This window comes from Arthrobacter cheniae (assembly GCF_003602275.1).
Classification (GTDB): Bacteria; Actinomycetota; Actinomycetes; order Actinomycetales; family Micrococcaceae; genus Arthrobacter_D; species Arthrobacter_D cheniae.
Genome location: NZ_QZVT01000009.1, coordinates 1 through 21,476 on the forward strand (window position 1 = coordinate 1; position 21,476 = coordinate 21,476).

Here is a 21,476-nt window from a genome sequence, read left to right on the forward strand (position 1 = left end):
GAACCAGGGAGGGTGAAGATCAAAGCATGCTACGCGTCCACTATGCGGTTCCCAACCAACAACAGGAACCACCCCCACCACAGGCACAACCCTCACAAGGGCACAGCCTGCGGAAATAACTGAATAACTGATGTAACCCCACAGATTTACCACCCCGAAACCCGCACACACCCCCCACCACCCCAACAGGGGCAGACGGGGACCCGCGGGCGTACCGGGATCCTGGTAGCAAGGGTTACGGCGGTCATAGCGTGGAGGAAACGCCCGGTCCCATTCCGAACCCGGAAGCTAAGACCCACAGCGCCGATGGTACTGCACCCGAGAGAGTGTGGGAGAGTAGGACACCGCCGGACAACCATTACACACGGAAGGCCCCACACCACCAGGTGCGGGGCCTTCCGTACGNGCCGCATCGGCCAACCAGCCACACCAGCACACCGCCCGCGGCAGCTAGGCCCAATGCTCCAGGCCATTCCAAGCGCACACGGCCGGCCCGCCGCCCAGATAGCCCGGTCCCAGGCGGGTCGCCCAAGCAGGCACTCGACCGCTTCAGGTGTCGGGACGGCGGTAGGAGGTCATTCCCCCTCAGCGGTAATGTCGGACCATGAGTGGATTGTTCTCGCACCCTCCCGAGGCTGACGATGAGTTGAGTGACAGGCAGGACCTGCGAGTGGCTGTGACGGTGCCGGCTCCCGCCGATCACGCCTGGGCCGGACTGACCGAGCACCTCCATCTATGGTGGCCTGCCGATGAGCTGAGCCGGTGGGGAGAGGGAAGCTTCTTCGACCTCGAGGACAACGCCCTGGTCGAGACGTCAGCGCAGGATGACGAGAATGTCTGGGGTGAGGTTGTCGATACCAGGCCGGGGCACTGGCTCGAACTGAAGTGGCGGCACGCGGGTTCTGACTCGACGACGGAACTCCGCTTGGAGATGACACCGGACGAGAGTTCGGTGGGGCACCGCTCCGCACCCGGCGTGCAGACGGTCGAGGATGCGGACCGCATCTCCGGCGCCACGCTGGACCTGACGCACAGTGGCTGGACGAGCGGCGACCCACAGGACCTGTACGACTTCTATCGGGAGTTCTGGCCATCCGCTTTGGGCCGGTACCGGCGCTTCATGGGGGGATCATGATCGACGCGGCGTCGCTTGCTGAACTGGACGCGGCCTTGCCGGGTCGTGTGTCGACGGCCCCTGCCGACCTGACCCTGTACTCGCGGGACCAGGGCCCGGTGCTCGAGCCGGTCCTTCCCGGCGCGGTGGTCCATGCTCACACCGTCGCGGACGTCCAGGCGCTCCTGCGCTGGGCGACCCGTCACGCCGTAGCGATCGTCAGCCGTGGCGCGGGGTCCGGAGTCTCCGGGGGTGCGCACGCGACGACGGGCAGTGTCATCCTTTCGCTCGAGCGCATGAACAGGATCCTGGAGATCAACGCCGATGACGAGACCGCGGTTGTCGAAGCGGGGGTCATCAACACCGAGTTGAACGATGCCGTTGCCGAGTACGGACTGATGTATGCGCCGGATCCAGCCAGTTACCGGTGGTCGACCATCGGCGGGAATGTCGCCACGAACGCCGGCGGGTTACGGTGCGCCAAGTACGGTGTCACCCGTGACTCGGTCCTGGCCCTCGACGTCGTGCTGGCCGACGGCACCTTGATCAGCACCGGACACCGGACCTTCAAGGGGGTTGCCGGCTATGACCTCACGGCGCTGATGACGGGTTCCGAGGGCACACTCGGCGTCATCGTGGGGATCACCGTGCGGCTCCGCTACCTGCCGCGGTCCGTCCATACCCTGGCCGCCTTCTTCGAGGACTTTCCCCGTGCCGCTGCCGGCGTGCTTGCTATCGGCCGTGCCCGGGTGCAACCGGCAATCCTCGAGCTCCTCGACGGAAGGACGCTCGAGGCACTCGACGGCGCGCATGGTTCCGATCTCCGGAGCCGCGGCGGCTCCCTGCTCCTCGTCAGGACGGACGGGTACGGCGCTGCAGCAGAGGCAGAAGCCATCCGGACCGCGCTCGTCGGATTGGGCGCAAGCGTCAGCGAGGAGGATTCTGAGGAGGCGGATCGACTGGTCGACCTGAGGCGGCACAGCAGGGGCGATGAGGTCGACGACCTCTACCGGGTGGGGGAGGACGTCGCCGTGCCCAAGTCGCAACTGGTGCACTACGTCGCTGCACTCGAGGCGATGGCGGAACGCCACAACGTGCAGTTGAAGGTGGTGGCGCACGCGGGGGACGGCAATCTGCACCCCACCTTCTGGGTCGAGCGAAGTGAGGGAGCCGAGGCGCAGGAGCGGTTGGAAGCGGCTCTCGATGAGTCCATCCGCTGTGCGCTCGATCTCGGCGGGACCATTACCGGTGAGCACGGCGTCGGGCAGTACAAGCGGCGGTGGCTCGCGTGGGAGCAATCACCTGAGGTCCTCCGGCTCCAGGCAGAGATCAAGAAGGTCTTCGATCCACTCGGCATCCTCAATCCGGGAAAGGCGATCGTCTCCTGATCGTTGCCTCGGGGGGTCGGAGGGACGCCGTCGCCCAGTGATAATGTTCAAGAAAATGCCGGAAATCACCGTCACTGTCCATCACGCCTCGGGGAGCAGCATGTCTGACAACAATCCAGGATCGCAGGGCAACTCGCCCTACGGCCAGCAGAACCAGCCGCAGTATGGTCAGAATGCGGGCTCCTACGGCCAGCAGAATCCAAGTCCCTATGGCCAGCAGGGACAGTCGCCCTACGGCCAGCAGGGTGGGAACAACTACCCCGGCCAGCAGGGCTACCAGGGCCAACCCGCGGAGAACCCGGGCCGCACATTGGGAATCGTCGGATTCATCCTTGCCATCCTCATCGCCCCGGTCGGCTTGATCATCAGCATCGTGGCGTTCGTGAAGTCCCGCAAGGCCGGAATGGGCAACGGGTTCGCCCTCGCCGGAATCATCATCGGTGTGCTCTTCACCATCGGTCTGATCCTGATCATCGGACTCGTTGCCGCAGCCGCACCGCTCATCCAGGAAGTCGCCACGGCCTGTGAGGGTGTTGCCTCCGGTGAGACCGTCACAGTGCAGGGCCAGACGATCACCTGTCCGTAGCACCTCGGATGTGAAGAGGAACCGGCAGCCATTGGTTGCCGGTTCCTCTTTTTTCAAGACCTAGTTGTCCTCGTACCCCGAGTCCTCATCGATGCCGATGGTCCTGGAATCGGCAGTCAGCATGATCTCGGCCTCGTCGCGTCGGTGCCGCAGTTCGTCGTCGAGGTAGGACTGCACGGCCTCGGCCATCGGCACGTTCCTGTCCTCACGCTCGGACATGTACCACCGGTGCTCCAGGACCTCGTGAACCACCTCCGCGGGCTCGAGCTTCCCGCCGAGTTCACGGGGCACGGCCCGGACGATAGGCTCGAACACTTCGTTCACCCAGAGGTGGGCGCTGAACTCCTCGTCGAGCGTCGGGTTGTTGTCCGCCCGGTAGGCGTCCATATCGTTGAGCAGGCGCCGCGCCTGGTTCTCCTGTGCGTCCAGGCCGGTCAGGCGCAGGAGGCGGCGGCTGTGGTGCCCGGCATCGACGACCTTGGGCTGCAGCTGGATCTGTGTGCCGTTGGCCTCGGTCTTGATCGCGTACTCCTCGACGTCGAAGCCCAGTTCGTTGAGCCGACGGATGCGGGCGCCCACCCGCCAGCGCTCCCCGAGCTCGAAGGATTCCTTCTCCGTCAGCTCGGTCCACAGGCGGCGGTAGCTGTCCATGATCAGCTCACTCGTCGCGAGCGGGTCCACCTTCTCTTCGATGAGCCCGCCCTCGGCGAGGTCCATCAGTTCGCCGGCAATATTGACGCGGGCGATCTCGAGGTCGTACTCGCGCTGTCCTGTCGACAGTTCCGGATACAGTTCGCCGGTCTCCGCGTCCACGAGGTAGGCGGCGAAGGATCCCGCGTCACGGCGGAAGAGGGTGTTGGAGAGGGAGACGTCACCCCAGTAGAACCCGATGAGGTGGAGGCGGACGAGGAGCAATGCCTGGGCATCGATCAACCGTGTCAGGGTGTCGCGGCGCAGCGTCTGTGAAAAAAGGGCACGGTACGGGAGGGAGAACTTGAGGTGTCGCGTGACCAGGACCGGATCGAGCTCATCGCCCTCGGGTGTGGTGCGGCCGGAGATGACGGCTACGGGTTCGACGCAGGGCACATCCAGTCGCTGCAGCTTGCGCAGCATGTGGTACTCGTGGCGGGCGATGTGCTCGCTGGTCTCCTTCACCGCGATGACGGAACCGCCCAGGTGAGCGAAGCGCACGATGTGGCGGGAGATTCCGCGGGGCAGGGCAGCGAGGGCGCTGGCCGGCCACTGCTCGAGAGCCACATGCCACGGAAGGTCGAGCAACTCGGGATCCGTCGCAGCGGCAGTGATGTTCAGGGAGCCCAGGTTCGGACTCTCCGAGGAGGCGGAGCGCAGTCGCGGCAGCTTGCCCGCCTGGGCGTAGTCTGTCGGCTCGTCATGCCATTGGGCGTTAGAGGTCTCGGTCATGGTGCTGCCTTCGGGTCAGAGCGGAAAAGGGTCCTGCATCAAGCGTAGTTGGCGTTAACGAAGCGGTGGCGTCCACCGGGCCCCCATAAGGATGCCCGGCGGACGCCACCGCTTCGATCGTGATGCGCAGTCCGTGAGGGAGCTAGACCGTCTCGGCCAGGCGGAGTCCGTTCGTGGTATCGAACAGGTGCACGTGACCCTGCTCCGGGCGGACGTACACGCTGTCACCCTTCATCGGCGGGCGGCGGCCGTCGACGCGGACGACCATGTCATGGTTCTTGCCGTCGAGCGTGGTGTGGCCGTAGATGTAAGCATCAGCGCCGAGCTCCTCGACGACGTCGACCTCGACCTGCAGGCCCTCGCCCGCGGCCGAGAGAACCAGGTCCTCGGGCCGGACACCGAGCGTGACGGTGTTGCCGACCGCTGCCTCCAGGACATTGCCGGGGACCGGGTAGACGATGCCGCCGAAGAGGACGCCGCCATCCGTGACGGGCAGTTCGAGGAGGTTCATGGCGGGAGACCCGATGAAGCCGGCGACGAAGACATTCTTGGGCCGCTCGTACAGGTTGCGGGGGGTGTCGACCTGCTGGAGGATTCCGTCCTTGAGGACCGCGACGCGGTCACCCATGGTCATGGCCTCGACCTGGTCGTGGGTAACGTAGACCGTGGTGACCCCGAGGCGGCGGGTCAGCGAGGCGATCTGGGTGCGGGTCTGCACTCGGAGCTTCGCGTCGAGGTTGGAGAGGGGCTCGTCCATGAGGAAGACCTGAGGGTTACGCACGATCGCGCGGCCCATGGCGACGCGCTGGCGCTGGCCGCCGGAGAGTGCCTTCGGCTTCCGGTCGAGGTAGTCCTCGAGGTCGAGGAGCTTCGCGGCCTCGCGGACGCGTTCGGCACGTTCCTCCTTCGAGACGCCGGCGATCTTGAGCGCGAAGCCCATGTTGTCGGCGACCGACATGTGAGGGTAGAGGGCGTAGTTCTGGAAGACCATCGCGATGTCGCGATCCTTCGGGGGAACATCCGTGACGTCGCGGTCACCGATGAGGATGCGTCCGGAGTTGACGTCCTCGAGTCCTGCGAGCATGCGCAGGGAGGTGGACTTTCCGCAACCGGAGGGCCCGACGAGGACGAGGAATTCGCCGTCCGCGATGTCGATGTTCAGCTTGTCGACGGCGGGCTTCTCGGTGCCCGGGTACAGGCGCGTGGCCTGGTCAAACGTTACCGTTGCCATGGTGTTGGTTCCTTTTCACGGGCAGGTACGTGCCCGACGATCCGTAGTGAATGGAAGATTATTCAGTTGTGGTGAGCGACCCGCCAGCAGTACCGGTGGCCATGGCCGCGCACCCGTAGTATGACACGATCCCTAGCCGCGCGCACCTGACGTACGCAAGGACACCAGCTCCTCCAGCACCTCTGTGAAAGCCTCGGGTGTTGCGACGGTGAAGGCCGCGGCCGTCTCGCCGGGGCCGATCCGGATGCCGATATCCCCTGGTTCCAGGGTCCGCTGGGCGTGTTCGTCCGTGACGTCGTCGCCCGCGAACAGGACTGCCGTCGCGCCGGAGGCTCCACGCAGCACAGCGAGCCCCTCGCCTTTGTCCGCCTTGACCACCGAGGTCTCGAGCACCCGCTTGCCGTCGGTGACGCTGAGGCCGTCGAGCTGGGCGAGTTCCGTCCGCGCTGCGGCCACGGCGGACCGGGCGACGTCGTCGTCGGCGGTCCTGGTGTGCAGTACGACGCCGGCCGGCTTGAACTCGATGCGGGTCCCGGGGTGCGCGGCCACGATCCGTTCGACGACCTCGATAGCACGGGCGCGAAGATCCATCTGGGCAGGTGTCAGCGCGAGGGGATCACCATCGGGCCCGGTCCAGGTCTCGGCGCCGTGGCTGCCGATCATCATGGTGACCTCGGGCGGGTTTGCGACGGCGCGCAGGCTGTCGAGCGCGCGGCCCGAGATCAGCGCCGTCGTCGTGTCGGGGAGACCGGCCAGTGCGCGGAGTGCCGCCCCGGAGGCGGGAAGGGGTCGCGCGTCCTCGGCGCGCTCCACCAGCGGCGCCAGTGTGCCGTCGAAGTCGAGCGCGACCAGGAGGTGGGGCGTCCGGGCGAGGGCTTCCAGTGCAGCACGAAGGTCCGCCTCAAGCGCCATGGTCGGCGCTCTCGAGATGCAGGGCGTCGAGGAAGGCCTGCGACCAGCGCTCGACGTCGTTATGGACGACCTGCCGCCGCATGAGCCGCATCCGCCGCATCCGCTCGGTCTTCGGCATGTTGATGGCGGACACGATGGCGCTCTTCAGGCCGTCGATGTCGTGCGGATTGACGAGGATCGCCTGGCGGAGGGTGTCCGCGGCACCCGCGAATTCACTGAGGACGAGCATGCCTGTGTTGCCCGTGCGAGCCGCGACGTACTCCTTTGCCACCAGGTTCATGCCGTCGCGGAGCGCCGTGACGAGCATGACGTCGGCGGCCAGATAGAGCGCCACCATCTCCTCGACGGGGTAGCTGTGGTGGAGATAGCGGATAGCGGTGTTCTTCATGGTGTCGTGCGTGCCGTTGATGCGGCCGACGGCACTCTCGATGTCCTCACGGAGTAGGCGGTACTGCTCCACGCGCTCGCGGCTCGGACTCGCCACCTGGATGAGCGCGGCATCCTCCACGGTGATCGCACCGTCCTCGAGCAGCTCCCCGTAGGCCTTCAACCGGTGACCGATGCCCTTGGTGTAGTCGAGCCGGTCGACACCGAGCAGGATGTACTGGGGATCGCCGAGTTCACGCCGGATCTCGCGGGACCGCTCGATCACGTCGGGACGCTCGGCCAACTCCGTGATGGACGCGGTGTCGATGGAGATGGGGAATGCCTCGGCTCGAGAGACGTAGGCGGGGACGCCGTCGTCACCCTGCGGTACCTGCACCTGCTGGGCCTTGATCGTGTAGCCCTTGAACCGGCGGACGCAGCGGAGGAAGTTGCTCGCGTCACTCGGCCGCTGGAAACCGATGAGATCCGCGCCAAGGAGCCCCTCGATCACCTGCCTCCGCCACGGGAGTTGCGCGTAGATCTCCAGCGGAGGGAACGGGATGTGGTTGAAGAAACCGATCTTCAGGTCCGGACGCGCCTGCCGCAGCATCTTCGGCACGAGTTGCAGTTGGTAGTCCTGCACCCAGACCGTGGCACCCTCTGCGGCCACCGAGGCTGTCGCCTCCGCGAAGCGCTTGTTGACCTTGCGGTAGGAATCCCACCAGGTGCGGTGGAATTCGGGAGATGCGATGACGTCGTGATACAGCGGCCAGAGGGTTGCGTTCGAGAATCCCTCGTAATAGAGCTCGACCTCCTCAGCGCTGAGCGGCACGGGAACCAGGTGCATGGTGGATTCGTCGAAGGGTTCCAGGGTTTCGTCCGGGGCGCCGTGCCAGCCTACCCAGGCCCCGTCGGCCTTGGCCATCACGGGCGCAAGCGCCGTCACCAGGCCGCCCGGGGAGCGACGCCAGGAGCTCTCACCGTGCTCGTCCACCACGCGGTCGACGGCGAGCCGGTTCGAGACGACGATGAAGTCGAAATTGCCGAACTGCCCGTCGGTCGGGAACGAGGGGTTCACGCCCGGTGTGGTGGAAGGTTGTGCTGCGCTCAAAACTGGCTCCATCGCAGTAGTTCGGTCTGCGGACGACTCTATCGGGTTGTACCGTCAGCGGTCGGTCGTCGCCGGCTGGTGCAACCTGGGAGCGTGGTGGGCGACGTGCGAGGGGGAGTCCGATTTTCCGCGACGCCGGCGCTGGGCTACCCTTATTGAGCGCTCAGAGTGCTCTTGTTCAGAGCACGACGACGCCCGCTGGCCCGGCCAGCACGCCTCCTTAGCTCAGTTGGCCAGAGCACCGCTCTTGTAAAGCGGGGGTCGTCGGTTCGAATCCGACAGGAGGCTCTTCGAACCCTCCTGACTAGGCAAAACACCTAGCAGGAGGGTTTTGTCGTGCTGCGGGCGGTTTCCAGGGAGCGCGATGAGGTCATTCCGCGTACGGGTCGCAGTCCAGGTCGCGCATGATGCCGATCCGTGTCAAGGCAGCGCGTCGATCATTGCAGGATCGGGCCTGCTGCGGCGCGCTGGTCGTGTGTGCAACAGGCGCAGGACGTTGCGGCTTTCTCCACGTCAGGGTCTGCTGGGGTACTTGCCGTGGTACCGGTTCCTGAGGGCCGGGTCGGCAACGTCGACGCAACCGGTTCCGTGGAGGCGCTCCTCATTGGCGTGACCGCTTCTGCAGTGGTGTCGGTGCCGGAGCAGGAGTCCATGCCGCTGGCCGGCATGTCCCCGCACGTATCAGCGCTACCGTCGTTTGCGGGTGTTCCGAAGGTCGGCGCGCAGCAGGCGTCGCCCTTCCACGCCTCAAGGCCTTCCTTGATGGCGACGGCGGCGATGACCAGTGCGGCTATCGGATCGGCCCAGGACCAGCCGAGGGTGCTGTTGAGCAGCAGTCCGACGAGCAGGACCCCGGACAGGTAGGTGCAGAGCAGGGTCTGCTTGGAATCGGCTACGGCGGACCGGGAGCCGAGTTCGCGTCCCGCCCTTCGTTGGGCCCAGGACAGGAACGGCATGACGGCGAGGCTGACCGCGGCGAGGATGATGCCCACCAACGAGTGCTGGGCTTCGCCGGCGCCGAGCAGGGTCCGCACGGCGTCGAAGGTCACGAACGCCGCGAGGCCGAAGAAGGAGAACGCGATCAGGCGCAGCGCGGTCTTCTCCCGCGCCTCGGGGTCGCGTCCGGCGAACTGCCAGGCGACGGCAGCAGCGGAGAGGACCTCGACGATGGAATCCAGGCCGAAACCGATCAGGGCGCTCGAGGACGCGATCCTACCGGCACTGATCGCGATGACCGCTTCGACGACGTTGTAGGTGATCGTCGCCGCGACCAACAGCCGGATCCGGCGGGACAGGACCACCCTCCGCTCAGCCGTGGACGCCCGCCGGGCTGCCTGCGCCCGGTGCGATGAGGTGTGGGTGTTCATGAGCAGCACGCCATTCCATCGACGTGGGTACTTGTCGTGGCGCAGCAGCACTCGGGGTCGCGGACTGCCACGACCTCGAGGAGCGAGGTGAGGGCATCGCCCAGCTTCCGGTCGGCGAGCTCGTAGCGAACCCGCCGGCCCTCAGGGACGGCGACCACCAGCCCGCACCCGCGCAGGCAGGTCAGGTGGTTGGACAGGCTCTGCTTGCTCACCCCTGCCATCTCGGCAAGGTCACCCGGGTAGGACGGCGCCTCCCGCAAGGCCAGCAGGACCCGGGACCGGGTGGGGTCCGACAGTGCGTAGCCGAACCGGGCCAGAACGGAGGACTGGGTGATGATTTCCACCCTTTGATGGTACATCGACCCATGTACCGAGGGTGGTGGCGAACCGGTCAGTCTTCCGGTTGCTCACCAATCAGGTCAGCGGGCGGCGTGTAGTTCATCCTCTGCCATCGCCCGTCTGCGTGCCGGGCCGTCACGGCATGGGTAGTGTCGGGCCGGGATTCGCTCGACTGCTCTTGTTCCGATAACTGGTCATGCGCACCCCATGGTGCCCGCCGGCTCGGATCAAGCCGGCGGGCACTCATGGAGTCCGACGCTGCAGGAACTAGTTCGCGAAGACGTCCTGCAGTCGCGTACCGATCCACAGCGCAACCGAATCGCCGCCGTTGTTCAGCACGGAAACGCTGCCGCCGTTGTAGTAGGCCTGCGCAGAGTTGGTTCCGGGTCCGGTGTAGACGCGCAACTCGGCGCCTGGAGCCAGGACGTAGCCGTCACCGACGGTCAGGATGCTGCTGGCTGCATCGCGGATGATCGCCCCGCTCACGTCAACGCTTGCTGCCGAGGTGTTGCGAAGCAGCACGTACTCGCCGTTCTCGGGCTGCACGTCGTCCCCGGCGGGGTTGTTCACCGAACTGGTGACCTCGACGCCGGCGCCGGGAAACATCGGCTGGCCCTGGAGGAAGCGCTGATTCTCGATCGGGAAATCGGTGGTGACCGCGTCGACTCCCAGGTCCAGCGAATACTGCACTGCTTCGGGTGAATTCACCGTGTACACACCGAGGATCAAACCCGCGCCCTTGACATCGGCAACATTCTGCGGGGTGAGCACTCGGTAGTCCGTGCCCACGGAGTCCGCGAAGGTTGCCCAGGACTCGACGACCGCGCGCGTCGGCACCACACCGGTGAGTTGCTGCAACTCGATCTCCGGCGCGATAGCGGCGAAACGACGGTTCGACGCCTCATCGAAACTGAGGACCTGGATCTTTTCGGCTGCGACCAGCCGGCTCCACGTCGGATCGTTGCGCAGTTCGTCGGCAACGACCTGCTCGATCCCGGGCGAGTAGACGGGTGACTTGATCTCGATGTACACACCGGTCTGCGTCGTCGCGACCTGAGCGGCATCGTCCAGATGAGGGATGCGCTCGCCTACGTACTTGTCACTGAAGTAGGAGCCGGCGTCGAGCTGTTGCAGTTCCGCCCAGGTGAAGGAGGTGACCGGGTTGTTCGCACGGCCGGGAAACACCTCCTCGACGTCGGTGGTGCGGGCGGGCGTGTCGTCGTGGAAGAGGAACGGAACGCCGTCGGAGCTCAGTTGCACGTCGATCTCGAAGAAGTCCGCTCCGGATGCACGCCCGTCCTTGAAGGCAGCGACGGTGTTCTCCGGTGCGGTGCCAGACGCTCCGCGGTGTCCGATCAGGACAGGTACCTCGTTCGTCCGCTCGGCGGGCGCAGCGTGTGCGACGCCGGCCGGCGCGATGGTGGCGAGCGTCAGCCCTGCAACAGCAGTGACGAGAGTCTTGGTCAAGCGATAAGCCATAAGGTGATGTCCCTTTCGGACGTGGTGTTGGTCCCTCGCTCGACGGTCCATGCTGCGGCAGTCCATGCGGTCAACGCCGGGTGAACTGCTGATGAAAGCCCCGACTTCTTCTCCTATCCGCATTCACCACCGACCCGTCTGTGGCGTCGCTCTGTTGCGGGGAGACGGTCCTAGTTCCCCTGGGGCAGCTGGATCGCCCTGAGGAATGGCGCGCTCACGAAGGAATTCGGTGATCTTCGCGGCCATGGCCTTCGATTGGGTCCAGTGCAGGTAGTGCGGGCCCTCGAGCTCGACGATCTCGTGGTGAGTGACGTTCTTGAGCTGGTTCTCGTGCTTCTCGAGCCAGTTGGGAATAGTGGCGACGCTGTCGCTGGAGAGGAGGTCGAGAACGGGCATGTCGTCGGGGTAAGTCACTCCGTCGAGTGCTGCGGCATTGCTGCTCATTCGAGCGGTTTCATCGTCGACCGCCGCGTTACCGTAGTTCCAGCTCGTCATTGTGCGCATGTGTTGGAGTTCTGCCGCTGTGAAGTCGGCGTCGCTCGACGGGTCCGCCAGGCTGGGGGCGATCCAGACCACGGTTCGGACCAAGCCGATTGCGGATAATATCCGGCCGGCATTGATGCCGCCGCCGGTCGAGGAAGCTGTGCCCGCCTTGGCCAAGGGCACGGTGGGGTCAATGCCGACAACGGCGGTAACTTCGTCGGGATACCTGTTCGCGTAGTCGAGGGTGTAGAAGCCGGCGATGGAATGTCCTGCCAGAACGTAGGGCTGGCCGAGGGCAAGGGAGGAGAGGGCGTCATGGAGCTCGGTGCTGATGTTCTCTACGGTCCGCTCCCGTGCGCTCAAGTCGCTGTAGCCGTAGCCGAAACCTTCGATGACGATGACGTCGAAGGAGTCGAGTTCCCGGATCAGGGGCGCGAAGTCCAGCGCGGGCGCGGTTGTCCCCAGGCCACTGAGCAGGACAAGAGGTTGTGCACCTTCGGTGCCGGCCCGGTAGACGTTCATCGCGCCGTCGGCAACCTCCACGAGCTCGCCGTAGGGGGCAAGGCTCGATTTCTCGTGCTGTTCCAGGAAGAAGTTGCCTGCTGTGGATGCAAGAGTCACTCCCAGCGCGGCAAGGGCGATGATGCCTGTGACCTTCAGCGCGCGCCGTGGCCGCCGGCGTCGTACGGTTGTTCGTTCTGACGCAGGGTGCGGTAGGTGACGGCTGACCTGTGGCATGGGGACGTTTCCAGACTCAAGGGTGTTGGGATGAAGGTGGAACCCGCCCGAAGGCGGGCCTTTCGCCGAACGACATCACTTCCGAAGAAGGAGGGGAGGTCCCGCAGATGTGTTGTGTCTTCGCTGCGTTGACGCTGCACGTTCGCTCGGGGAACCGGTCGCGCTTCTTGCGAACCGAACGGGTGCAATGCCACCACACGAGGAGAATATACCCCCAGGGGGTATATCTCAAGGGTGTGGATGGAACTCGAGCAGCCAGCACGATGACACAGCCGGGCAGCCCCGGTAGAAAGGTAGACATGGATCCCCAGCTCCCCCCGGCCGCCGCGAGGGCACTCGTTCGCGGAACAGCAGGTAGTGCACGCCTCCGCCGGAGCTCGAGCGTCGCCCTCGGAGTGACGGCCCTGCTCTCGAGCGCACTCCTGACCGGGTGTTCGCCGGACGGCGAGGTCATCGATGCCGATTACGCGAAGGTGTGCCAGGACCGCACTACCCAGGAACGGGCGGAGGACGATCGCTGCAGCGACCGAGGCGTGTCCTCGGGCCTGTACGGCTGGTACTTCCTGGCCATGGGTTCGGACAGCCGTAGCATCCCGGCCGTCGGTTCCGGACTCTCGGGAGGCACGAACTCCATACCGCCCGGTGCTACGTCGAGGTCCGGTGTAACACCCGACGGATCCTCCTCGGTCTCGCGCGGCGGCTTCGGCAGCAGCAATGGCGGAACGGGCGGATGACGTGAAACGACGCACCTCGACGCCGCGGCCGGACTGGCGCCAGAAGATCGAGAGCGTGGGCCTGATCTACTCGACGACCATCAAGCCCGACGGCGAGGCGATCGAATACTGGAACGAGGGGGCGTACTACGAGTTCGAGATGAGCGAAGTGGAGACGCTGGAAGCCGTCACCGAGGAGATGCACGAGATGTCCCTCAACGCTGCCCGTTATCTCGCCACCGGAGCCATGGGCACGATCGGCATCGGCGCGGACGCACTACGGCTCGCGGCAGAGTCCCTCGAGAAGTCCGACCCCGCCGTCTACGGCCGGTTCGACTTCGCCTACGACGGCTATGGCCCGGCGAAGCTGCTCGAGTACAACGCGGACACCCCCACAGGCCTCATCGAGGCCTCGCTCGCGCAGTACTACTGGCTGCAGGACGTCCGGCCCGAGTCCGACCAGTGGAACGGCATCCACGAAGCGCTCGTCGCATCCTGGCAGAAGCTGTACGCGGCGTCCGGGCTGACCACGCTGCACGTCGCCCATACGGAGGTCGAGACGTCCGGCGAGGACTGGATGACGGCCGCCTACATGCGCGACGTCGCCATGCAGGGCGGCTGGAACACCGTCGGCATCAACATGGGCGACATCGGCTGGGACGCCGACAGCAAGCTCTTCGTCGACCTCGACGACGAGCCCATTTCCACCATGTTCAAGCTGTACCCGTGGGAGCTCATGATCAAGGAGGAGTTCGGCAGGCACATCCTCGCCTGGCCGACGTCGACGCGCTGGATAGAACCCGCCTGGAAGATGCTCCTCTCCACCAAGGCCCTGCTCGCCGCTCTCTGGCACCTCTACCCGAACCACCCCAACCTCCTGCCCGCCTATCTCGACTCGCCACGTGAACTGTCCGAATGGGTGGCGAAGCCGCTGCACGGACGCGAAGGGGACAACATCCGTATTCATGCCTACGGCATCGAGCTCGAGCAGCCCGGGGACTACGGCTCGGAGGGCTGGTGCTACCAGGCCTGGCACCCGCTGCCGTCGATGGACGGCAACCGGCCGGTCCTCGGTTCGTGGGTGGTCGACGGCGAGAGCGTCGGCGTGGGAATCCGCGAATCGGACGGCTATGTCACCGACTACTTCTGCCGCTTCGTCCCGAACGTCATCAACGCTCCCGCCCCTCCGGTGGGCGCACCATGACCGCGGGTACGTCCTCCCCGATCCTCCGGGACAAGGGCTTGTCCCGGAACGACCTGGGGCTTGCAGGCAGCGTCTCGATCGGCCTGTCCTCGACGGCGCCCGTCTACTCCCTGGCCGCTACCCTCGGTTTCGTCGTCCTCGCGGTCGGGGTCCACGCGCCGGCAGCATTCATCCTCGCCTTCGTGCCCATGCTGTTCATCGCGTTCGCGTACCGCGAGCTGAACAACGCGCTACCGGACTGCGGGACCACGTTCATCTGGGCCTCGGTCGCCTTCGGCCGGTTCACGGGCTGGCTCGGCGGGTGGGGTGTCGCACTGTCGGGAATCGTCGTCCTCGCGAACCTCGCCCAGATCGCCGGCACCTACCTGTGGCTGCTGGTGGACGAGGGCCTTGCATCCAACACGGCGCTGGTTACCGCTACCGGAGTGGCGTTCATCGCGGCCATGACTTGGACCAACTATCGGGGCATCGACCTCGGGGAGAAGATGCAGCGCGTCACGATCATCGTCCAGTACGTCGCGCTCGCGGTGTTCGTGGCTTTCCTGGCCTGGCGCCTGGCCTCGGGACAGGCGTTCGATGCCACACGGATCAGCGCGGACTGGTTCAACCCGTTCGCCATAGGGAGCCTCGGGACCGCGGTGTACGGGGTCCTGATCGCCCTCTTCGCCTACTGGGGATGGGACACCTGCCTCGCGCTCAATGAGGAGACGCGCAGTCCGAGGACCACGCCGGGCCGTGCCGCCATTATCTCGTCGGTGGTGCTGCTCGTCACCTACACCGGGGTGAGCGCGCTGGTGATCATGTTCGCAGGCACGGGGAGCGAGGGGATCGGCCTCGGCAACGAAGCGCACGCCGCAGACGTCTTCTACGCGATCAGCGAGGCCGCGCTCGGTCCGTGGGCCTGGATCGCTGTCGTCGCGGTCCTCGTGTCGGCCATTGCCGCGACCCAGACGACCATCCTGCCCACGGCACGCGGGACGCTCGCGATGGCTGCCCACGGAGCGCTCCCGCGCCGCTTCGCGACGGTGCACTCCGTCTACCTCACTCCGACCTTCTCCACGATCCTGATGGGCGTGACCGCGTCCGCCTACTACGTCGTCCTGACCCTCGTCAGCGAGAACGTCCTGGCCGACTCGATCGCTTCGCTCGGGCTCTTCATCGCTTTCTACTACGGCGTCACGGGCTTCGCGTGCGTCTGGTACTTCCGGCACACGCTGCGCTCGAGCACCCGCAACCTGGTGTTCCGGGGAATCCTGCCGCTGCTGGGAGGCCTCCTGATGACGGCGGCCTTCGTCCTGTCAGCGGTCGCCATGCTCGACCCGGGCTACGGGCGAACGGTCATCGGAGGTATCGGCGGGACGTTCGTGATCGGAGTGGGAGCACTCCTGCTCGGCGTGGCCCTGATGGCCCTGTACTACTCTTCCCGACGACGGCGTGACTGCGCGGATCAGGCGATCGCCGATGTCCGTGCGGCTGCCTCGGCAGACCCGGGAACAGTCGGCTGAGACGGGAGGTCATCCCCGCTGGTCGGGGCCCTGTGCCTCGACCTGCTCGGCCTCGCGCTCCTCGGTCTCGCCGGCAGTCGTCGTCGCCCCGGGCTCCATGCCGTCCCGTTCCCGCCAACCGCCCTTCCGGTAGGCGGGTGTCGCTGTCGCAAGGACCAGCAGCGTCAGTGATACTGCGGCCAGCATGACGCACACCATTGCCACCGAATCGCCTCCGAGCAAGCCCACGAAAGGGCTGACCAGCCCTGCCACACCGGACTGCAGGGCTCCGATGACAGCCGCGGCTGTTCCGGCCATGTGCCCGTAGTTGTGCAGGGCGAGTACGGAGGCGTTGGCGGGAATCATGCCCTGCGTGCCGAGGACCAGCCACAACCCGGCCACCAGCCCGACGATCCCGCCGAAGCCCGTCAGGACGATGGCGAGCAGGATGAGGGCGCAGCCCATCTGTACGATCACGGCGACGCGGAGCACCCTGATCGGAGCCGCGCGGCGCACGAGGGCGGCATTGAGCTGGGCGGACCCGACGATCGCTGCGCCGTTGATGGCGAAGACGACGGCGAACTGCCCCTGGCTGAGGCCGTACTGATCCTGGAACACGAAGGGTGAACCCACGACGTAGCTCATGATCACGGCGAGCCCGAGGCCGGGGATGACGGCGAGGGCCATGAAGTGCCGGTCGCGGAGCAGGGATGCGTAATTCCCCGCCACCCGGTGCGGGTTGCCAGGGCGGCGCTGCTCCCGGGGGAGGGATTCGGGCATGAAGCGCCACACGATCAGGACGAGGAAGAGGCCGATGAGGGCGAGCGCGTAGAAGACGGCCCGCCATTGCCACACCCCGGCGATAGCCTGCCCCACCGTCGGGGCGAAGAGCGGGGCCACGCCGATGACCAGCATCAGGCGGGACAGCAGGCGGGCCGCGTCCGACCCCACGAAGCGGTCACGGATGACGGCGATGGCCACCACGGATGCGGCCGCGTTGAAGAACCCCTGGCAGACCCGCAGCCCGATCAGGGTGCCGATATCGGGGGTGAGCGAGCAGAGGAGGGAGGTTACGACATGCAGGGAGATGCCTATGAGCAGGGGAAGGCGGCGACCGAACCGGTCGGAGAAGGGCCCTATCACGAGCTGGCCGACACCGGCACCGATGAGCATTCCCGACATCGTGAACTGCGCCGCAGCCTGCGTGGTGTCCAAATCCTCGGCGACGACAGGCAGGGACGGAAGGTACATATCGGTGGTGATCGCCGGGAGTGCGGCGAGGGCGCCGAGCATCAGGATCCACTTGATGCTCGAACGCCTGGAGGGGGCGGTCCTGCCGCCGGTCTTCGTCATGCTCATCCTGAAACCCTAGGCAGATTGTTGACTGACCGAACAGGTGCACGGGCAAGCATTCCCACTTGACCGGGCCTCTGGACAGGGGATCGCAGCCGGGCTAGCGCGCCGGCAGACTGTGCGTCGACACCTCCAGTGCACCTGCCTCGAGAACCGCTGTCATGAAGGTGCAGGACGGCTGCTGCCGGCGATCCGTGGGGGAGCCGGGATTGAGGAGCCGGAGCCCCGACGGTGCACGGGTATCCCACGGGATGTGGCTGTGCCCGAACACGAGGACGTCGACATCGGGATAGAGCGCTGCCATGCGGCCCTCCCGGCCTTGCTTCTGGCCCGCCTCATGCACGACGGCGAGGCGCACGCCGTCGAGCTCCGCCGTCGCGACCAGAGGTAGGCGCCTGCGGAGATCAGGGCCGTCGTTGTTGCCGTAGCAGGCGATCAGGCGGCGCGCGCGGACCTCGAGTTCATCGAGCAACGGCACCTCGGTCCAGTCCCCGGCGTGCACGACGACGTCCGATGACTCGACTGCGGCCCATACCTCCGCTGGCAGGACCTTCGCGCGCTTCGGCAGGTGGGTATCGGCCAGGATCGTCAGCGAAAGGGGCATGGAACCATTGTCCTGCGGCGATGGTGCACTTCCGCGCCGGCCCACCCCGTGACAAGGCGGGAACCCTGTGGCATCATTTTCGTAAGCACGCTTAGTAATGAGTCCGGCGGCCCGTCGCCGTCGACGAGTGAGGGAGCCAGAAGTGGAAACAAGTCAAGTGGTGTGGATCATCGTCGGGATTGTCGTCCTCCTGGCTGTCATCGCCGTCGTGATGCTTCTCGCGCGCAAGCGCGGTGCCGCCCAGCGCAAGCGCCAGCAGGACAAGGATCGACATCGCGCGGCTGAGATGCGCGAGAAGGCGAAGGCCACGGAACTCGAAGCGCGCGAGCGCGAAGCCAAGGCCTCGATGGCCGATGCAGAGGCGCAGCAGGCCGAACTCGAGGCCGAGAGGCTTCGGCAGCAGGCCCAGGAGCGCCAGACGGATGCCCAGGGGCTGCGGGAGAAAGTGACCCACCACGTCGAACAGGCGGACACGCTCGATCCGGACGTGACGACGGACAAGGACCGGCGGAGCGGTCACTGACCGGCTCCTACGCCTGACGATCCCGCATCCCCGCCGAGGACTCGAATGAGAGCTGTGGAACGATCATCCGGACAGTCCGACCAGGGGGCAGGGTGATGGGTGATGCGGTGACCGTGGTCATCACGGGCGCATCGAGCGGGATCGGACGCGCGACGGCACGCCTCTTCGCCAAGGACGGCGCTCAACTCGTCCTCGCAGGTCGGGACGAGGGAACGCTCGAGGCTGTTGCGGCGGAATGCCGTGGCAGGGGCGCCACAGCGATCTCCGTGCGGACGGATGTCTCCTCCGAGGCCGACGTCGACCGCCTCGCCGAGGCTGCGATCGAGCGGTTCGGGCGTATCGACGTGTGGGTGGGCAATGCCTCCCTCTACAGCTTCGGAACCTTCGAGCAGACACCCTCCGAGGTCTTCGACCGGCTCATCGCGGTGAACCTGTTGGGGCAGGTCTACGGGGCTCGGGCGGCGCTCCGCGTCTTCCGCAGCCAGGGGCGAGGCGTCCTCGTGTCGGTGGCCTCGGTCTACTCGCGTATCACGTCCCCCCTCGTGAGTCCCTATGTCACCAGCAAGTTCGGACTCCTCGGTTTCCTCGAGGTGCTGCGCATGGAACTGCGGGACGTCCCCGGCATCCACGTCTGCGCGGTTCTCCCGGCAACGATCGACACGCCCATCCACCAGCACGCCGCCAACTTCACGGGTAGGCCGGTCCGCCCCCTGCCGCCGGTCACGGACCCGGTGCGGGTGGCCCGTGCAATCGTCCGGGTCTCGCGGCGGCCCCGGCGGCTCACACAGGTGGGGCGGGTGCAGTCGATGTTCGTCTACGCCCGGGCCCTGGCCCCCGCGCTGTACGAGCCGGTCATCGCCCGCGCCTACTTGGCCATGGCCCTGAAGAGCGGATCGCTGCCGATATCACCGGGTAACGTGTTCGAGGCCGACCGGCAAGTGACGGGGGTGACCGGTGGCTGGCGGCTGCTGCCCTGGCTGCGCCGTACCCCGGGCCGCTGACCACGAGCTCGGCGCCCTGTCAATGTGAGCGACACGACCTGGGCTGCCGACATCGGGCCGGGCCGGTCCCCCCGATGATGGAAACATGGATCAATGGCAAGGCCTCCTCGCGCAGTGCGCCCGGAGTATGGGTTTCAATCGTGGTCCGAGGCGTGCAGCCTACGCATTGGCAGGGGTCGGGTTGTTCTGGGCTGTGGGGCTGCTCGGCGGGTTGCGGATCCTCCATTCTGCAACCTCGCCCATGACCACGCTCGTGATGCTGTACCTGATGCTCGTCGTCGTCGCGCTGTCGCTCGTCATCGCAGCAGCCGCAGTGGCCCAGCTGAGCAGGAACGCAGCGGAAAGGCGCCGGCGCTAGGCCCCGACGCCTTTCCCTGAGTGGTCCGGCCTGTCTACCGGCTGACGACGACGTGCTCGTTCGGCACGCAGTGCGTCATGGTCAGGCCCTCGACGTCGCGTGGTCCGTTGTTGCCGAGGTTCTTCAGGCGGGCGAGCTCGTCCTCGGACAGGGTCTGGCTCGCGAGCGGCGGCAGATCCTTGATCTCGTCGAGACCGATGCCCAGGCCGTCGCCGACGCGGTTCCCCAGTTCGTCGTCGACCAGGTAGAAGTGCCACACCATGCGTTCCTGCACGGCGCGCGCGGCCTGGCCGATCAGCGTCACGAAGTTGCCGACGAGGTCGTCCTTCTCCCACTGCTCGAGCAGCTGGTAGCGCTGGCCCGCCTGCAGGTAGTCGTTGGTCAGTGGGATCCGCTTCCGAGTCAGGTGTCCGTGGATCTCCGGGCCCTGGTCGTCATGAGCGGGGTACTGCCCTTCACGCAGCCCGCCGGTGATCGAGGGTTCGTAGTTCACGTGCGGGTTCTGCCCCTGCGCCAGGTCCGTCCCGTAGGACATCTGGCCGCCGCGCTGGTTCGTGTGTACGGAGGCGTTCTTCGCCGAATTGACGGGCAGCTGCAGGTAGTTCGGTCCCACGCGGTAGCGCTGGGCGTCGCTGTAGCTGAAGGTACGGCCCACCAGCATCTTGTCGTCCGAGAAGTCCAATCCATCGACGAGCACCCCCGTACCGAAGGAGAGCTGCTCGTTCTCGTTGTGGTGGTCGCTGACGTTGCGGTTCAGCGTCATGGTGCCGACCAACTTCGGTTCGAAGTCCTGCTCGGGCCACGTCTTGGTGTCGTCGAGCGGATCGAAGTCGAGTTCGGGGTGGTCGCCGTCGTCCATCAGCTGCACGTACAGGTCCCACTTCGGGTAGTCAGCGCGCTCGATAGCCTCGAACAGGTCCTTCGAGGCGTGTCCGAGCTCCGTCGCCTGGATGTTGGCGGCGTCCTCCTCGGTGAGGCTCTTCACGCCCTGGTGCGGCTGCCACGTGTATTTGACGAGCTTCGTTCCGCCGTCGGCGTTCACCCACTTGTAGGTGTTGACGCCGAAGCCCTGCATATGGCGATAGTCCGCCGGGATGCCGCGGGGACTGAAGAGATTTACGAGCATGTGCATGGACTCGGGCGTCTGGGACATGAAGTCGAAGATGCGGCCCGGTTCCTGCCGGAAGGTGATGGGGTCCGGCTTCAGCGCGTGGATGACGTCCGGGAACTTGATGGCATCGCGGATGAAGAACACCGCGAGGTTGTTGCCCACCATGTCCCAGTTGCCGTCCTCGGTGTAGAACTTGACAGCGAAGCCGCGGGGGTCGCGCGCGGCCTCGGAGGAGTCGCGGCCTCCGATGACGGTCGAGAAACGGATGGCGACGTCGGTCTTCTTGCCGGGCTCGGAGAACAGCTTCGCGCGGGTGTACCGGGCGATCGGCTCGTCACCCCACGTACCGGTCGCCTCGAAATCGCCGTAGGCCACGAACCCGCGTGCATGCACCACACGCTCCGGGATGCGCTCCCGGTCGAAGTGGCTGATCTTCTCCAGGAGCTGGTAGTTCTCCAGGGTGGCTGGGCCGCGGGCCCCCACCGTGCGGGAATTCTGGTTGTCGTAGACCTGGTGGCCCTGGCGGTTCGTCAGGACGGAGCGGTCATCGCCCTCGGCGGGTGGCTGGCTGGCGACATCGGTCATGGGT

20 protein-coding genes, 1 tRNA gene and 1 rRNA gene are annotated in these 21,476 nt (G+C 66.1%); 11 read left to right on the plus strand and 11 right to left on the minus strand.

The annotated features are described in order from the left end of the window. The first annotated feature begins 236 nt into the window (after positions 1-236). From rrf to D6T63_RS14980, 4 genes are all read left to right on the plus strand, one after another. Positions 237-353: ribosomal RNA gene (gene rrf, locus D6T63_RS14965) — 5S ribosomal RNA — on the plus strand. 251 nt (positions 354-604) lie between these two features. After that, entirely contained in the window at positions 605-1,135 is a 531-nt protein-coding gene (locus D6T63_RS14970; protein ID WP_147394390.1) for an SRPBCC family protein, read from the plus strand. Then, entirely contained in the window at positions 1,132-2,502 is a 1,371-nt protein-coding gene (locus tag D6T63_RS14975) for an FAD-binding oxidoreductase (RefSeq protein WP_120149868.1), read from the plus strand. Before D6T63_RS14970 ends, D6T63_RS14975 begins: the two co-directional genes overlap by 4 nt. 100 nt (positions 2,503-2,602) lie before the next feature. Next, positions 2,603-3,088 (plus strand): DUF4190 domain-containing protein, encoded by a 486-nt coding sequence (locus D6T63_RS14980; RefSeq protein ID WP_147394391.1) that lies wholly within the window; start codon positions 2,603-2,605, stop codon positions 3,086-3,088. A 60-nt stretch (positions 3,089-3,148) separates the two neighbouring features. Here the strand turns inward: D6T63_RS14980 and D6T63_RS14985 are convergent, their stop codons facing one another. The 4 genes from D6T63_RS14985 to D6T63_RS15000 all read right to left on the minus strand — a co-directional run bounded on the left by D6T63_RS14985 (position 3,149) and on the right by D6T63_RS15000 (position 8,142). Beyond that, positions 3,149-4,510, minus strand: coding sequence for a DUF4032 domain-containing protein (locus D6T63_RS14985; protein WP_120149870.1), 1,362 nt, complete (start codon positions 4,508-4,510; stop codon positions 3,149-3,151). 142 nt (positions 4,511-4,652) lie between these two features. Beyond that, entirely contained in the window at positions 4,653-5,741 is a 1,089-nt protein-coding gene (locus tag D6T63_RS14990) for an ABC transporter ATP-binding protein (protein ID WP_120149871.1), read from the minus strand. Positions 5,742-5,873: 132 nt separating this feature from the next. Then, positions 5,874-6,653 carry a trehalose-phosphatase gene (gene otsB, locus D6T63_RS14995; RefSeq protein ID WP_120149872.1) on the minus strand — a complete coding sequence of 260 codons (780 nt, stop codon included), beginning with the start codon at positions 6,651-6,653 and terminating at the stop codon, positions 5,874-5,876. After that, positions 6,643-8,142, minus strand: a complete 1,500-nt coding sequence (locus tag D6T63_RS15000) for an alpha,alpha-trehalose-phosphate synthase (UDP-forming) (RefSeq protein WP_120149873.1) — start codon at positions 8,140-8,142, stop codon at positions 6,643-6,645. The genes otsB and D6T63_RS15000 overlap by 11 nt, the downstream gene beginning before the upstream one ends. Positions 8,143-8,344: 202 nt before the next feature. Here D6T63_RS15000 and D6T63_RS15005 point away from each other — a divergent pair. Then, positions 8,345-8,418: transfer RNA gene (locus D6T63_RS15005), tRNA-Thr, on the plus strand. Positions 8,419-8,567: 149 nt separating this feature from the next. Here D6T63_RS15005 and D6T63_RS15010 read toward each other — a convergent pair. The 4 genes from D6T63_RS15010 to D6T63_RS15025 all read right to left on the minus strand — a co-directional run bounded on the left by D6T63_RS15010 (position 8,568) and on the right by D6T63_RS15025 (position 12,536). Next, entirely contained in the window at positions 8,568-9,497 is a 930-nt protein-coding gene (locus D6T63_RS15010; RefSeq protein WP_120149971.1) for a cation transporter, read from the minus strand. Beyond that, positions 9,494-9,856 (minus strand): ArsR/SmtB family transcription factor, encoded by a 363-nt coding sequence (locus D6T63_RS15015; RefSeq protein ID WP_182977032.1) that lies wholly within the window; start codon positions 9,854-9,856, stop codon positions 9,494-9,496. Before D6T63_RS15015 ends, D6T63_RS15010 begins: the two co-directional genes overlap by 4 nt. Before the next feature lie 247 nt (positions 9,857-10,103). Next, positions 10,104-11,303, minus strand: a complete 1,200-nt coding sequence (locus D6T63_RS15020) for a glycerophosphodiester phosphodiesterase family protein (protein WP_235830781.1) — start codon at positions 11,301-11,303, stop codon at positions 10,104-10,106. A 135-nt stretch (positions 11,304-11,438) separates the two neighbouring features. Beyond that, positions 11,439-12,536 (minus strand): alpha/beta fold hydrolase, encoded by a 1,098-nt coding sequence (locus D6T63_RS15025; RefSeq protein ID WP_120149875.1) that lies wholly within the window; start codon positions 12,534-12,536, stop codon positions 11,439-11,441. A 299-nt stretch (positions 12,537-12,835) separates the two neighbouring features. On the opposite strand from D6T63_RS15025, the gene D6T63_RS15030 reads away from it, so the two are divergent. From D6T63_RS15030 to D6T63_RS15040, 3 genes are read left to right on the plus strand one after another with little or no spacing between them, the layout of a single operon-like run. Further along, positions 12,836-13,270, plus strand: coding sequence for a tRNA-dihydrouridine synthase (locus tag D6T63_RS15030; protein ID WP_120149876.1), 435 nt, complete (start codon positions 12,836-12,838; stop codon positions 13,268-13,270). A 1-nt stretch (position 13,271) separates the two neighbouring features. Beyond that, positions 13,272-14,453 carry a glutathionylspermidine synthase family protein gene (locus tag D6T63_RS15035; protein ID WP_120149972.1) on the plus strand — a complete coding sequence of 394 codons (1,182 nt, stop codon included), beginning with the start codon at positions 13,272-13,274 and terminating at the stop codon, positions 14,451-14,453. Continuing rightward, the gene (locus D6T63_RS15040) at positions 14,450-15,958 is read left to right on the plus strand and encodes an APC family permease (RefSeq protein WP_120149877.1); all 1,509 of its coding nucleotides are present in this window, start codon (positions 14,450-14,452) and stop codon (positions 15,956-15,958) included. Before D6T63_RS15035 ends, D6T63_RS15040 begins: the two co-directional genes overlap by 4 nt. Positions 15,959-15,967: 9 nt before the next feature. On the opposite strand, the gene D6T63_RS15045 is transcribed toward D6T63_RS15040, so the two are convergent. Beyond that, the gene (locus D6T63_RS15045) at positions 15,968-17,296 is read right to left on the minus strand and encodes a multidrug effflux MFS transporter (RefSeq protein ID WP_120149878.1); all 1,329 of its coding nucleotides are present in this window, start codon (positions 17,294-17,296) and stop codon (positions 15,968-15,970) included. Between the two features lie 94 nt (positions 17,297-17,390). After that, the gene (locus D6T63_RS15050) at positions 17,391-17,894 is read right to left on the minus strand and encodes a metallophosphoesterase family protein (RefSeq protein ID WP_120149879.1); all 504 of its coding nucleotides are present in this window, start codon (positions 17,892-17,894) and stop codon (positions 17,391-17,393) included. A 142-nt stretch (positions 17,895-18,036) separates the two neighbouring features. Here D6T63_RS15050 and D6T63_RS15055 point away from each other — a divergent pair, with 142 nt between their 5' ends. The 3 genes from D6T63_RS15055 (at position 18,037) to D6T63_RS19000 (ending at position 19,776) form a co-directional block, all read left to right on the plus strand. Continuing rightward, complete coding sequence (locus D6T63_RS15055; RefSeq protein WP_147394392.1) at positions 18,037-18,417, plus strand: SPFH domain-containing protein; 381 nt, start codon at positions 18,037-18,039, stop codon at positions 18,415-18,417. A 95-nt stretch (positions 18,418-18,512) separates the two neighbouring features. Continuing rightward, positions 18,513-19,418 carry an SDR family NAD(P)-dependent oxidoreductase gene (locus D6T63_RS15060; RefSeq protein ID WP_120149881.1) on the plus strand — a complete coding sequence of 302 codons (906 nt, stop codon included), beginning with the start codon at positions 18,513-18,515 and terminating at the stop codon, positions 19,416-19,418. 85 nt (positions 19,419-19,503) lie between these two features. Further along, positions 19,504-19,776: a hypothetical protein gene (locus tag D6T63_RS19000; RefSeq protein ID WP_147394393.1), complete on the plus strand. Its 273-nt coding sequence runs from the start codon at positions 19,504-19,506 to the stop codon at positions 19,774-19,776. 34 nt (positions 19,777-19,810) lie between these two features. Here the strand turns inward: D6T63_RS19000 and D6T63_RS15065 are convergent, their stop codons facing one another. Next, the gene (locus D6T63_RS15065) at positions 19,811-21,472 is read right to left on the minus strand and encodes a catalase (protein WP_120149882.1); all 1,662 of its coding nucleotides are present in this window, start codon (positions 21,470-21,472) and stop codon (positions 19,811-19,813) included. Between the last annotated feature and the right edge of the window lie 4 nt (positions 21,473-21,476).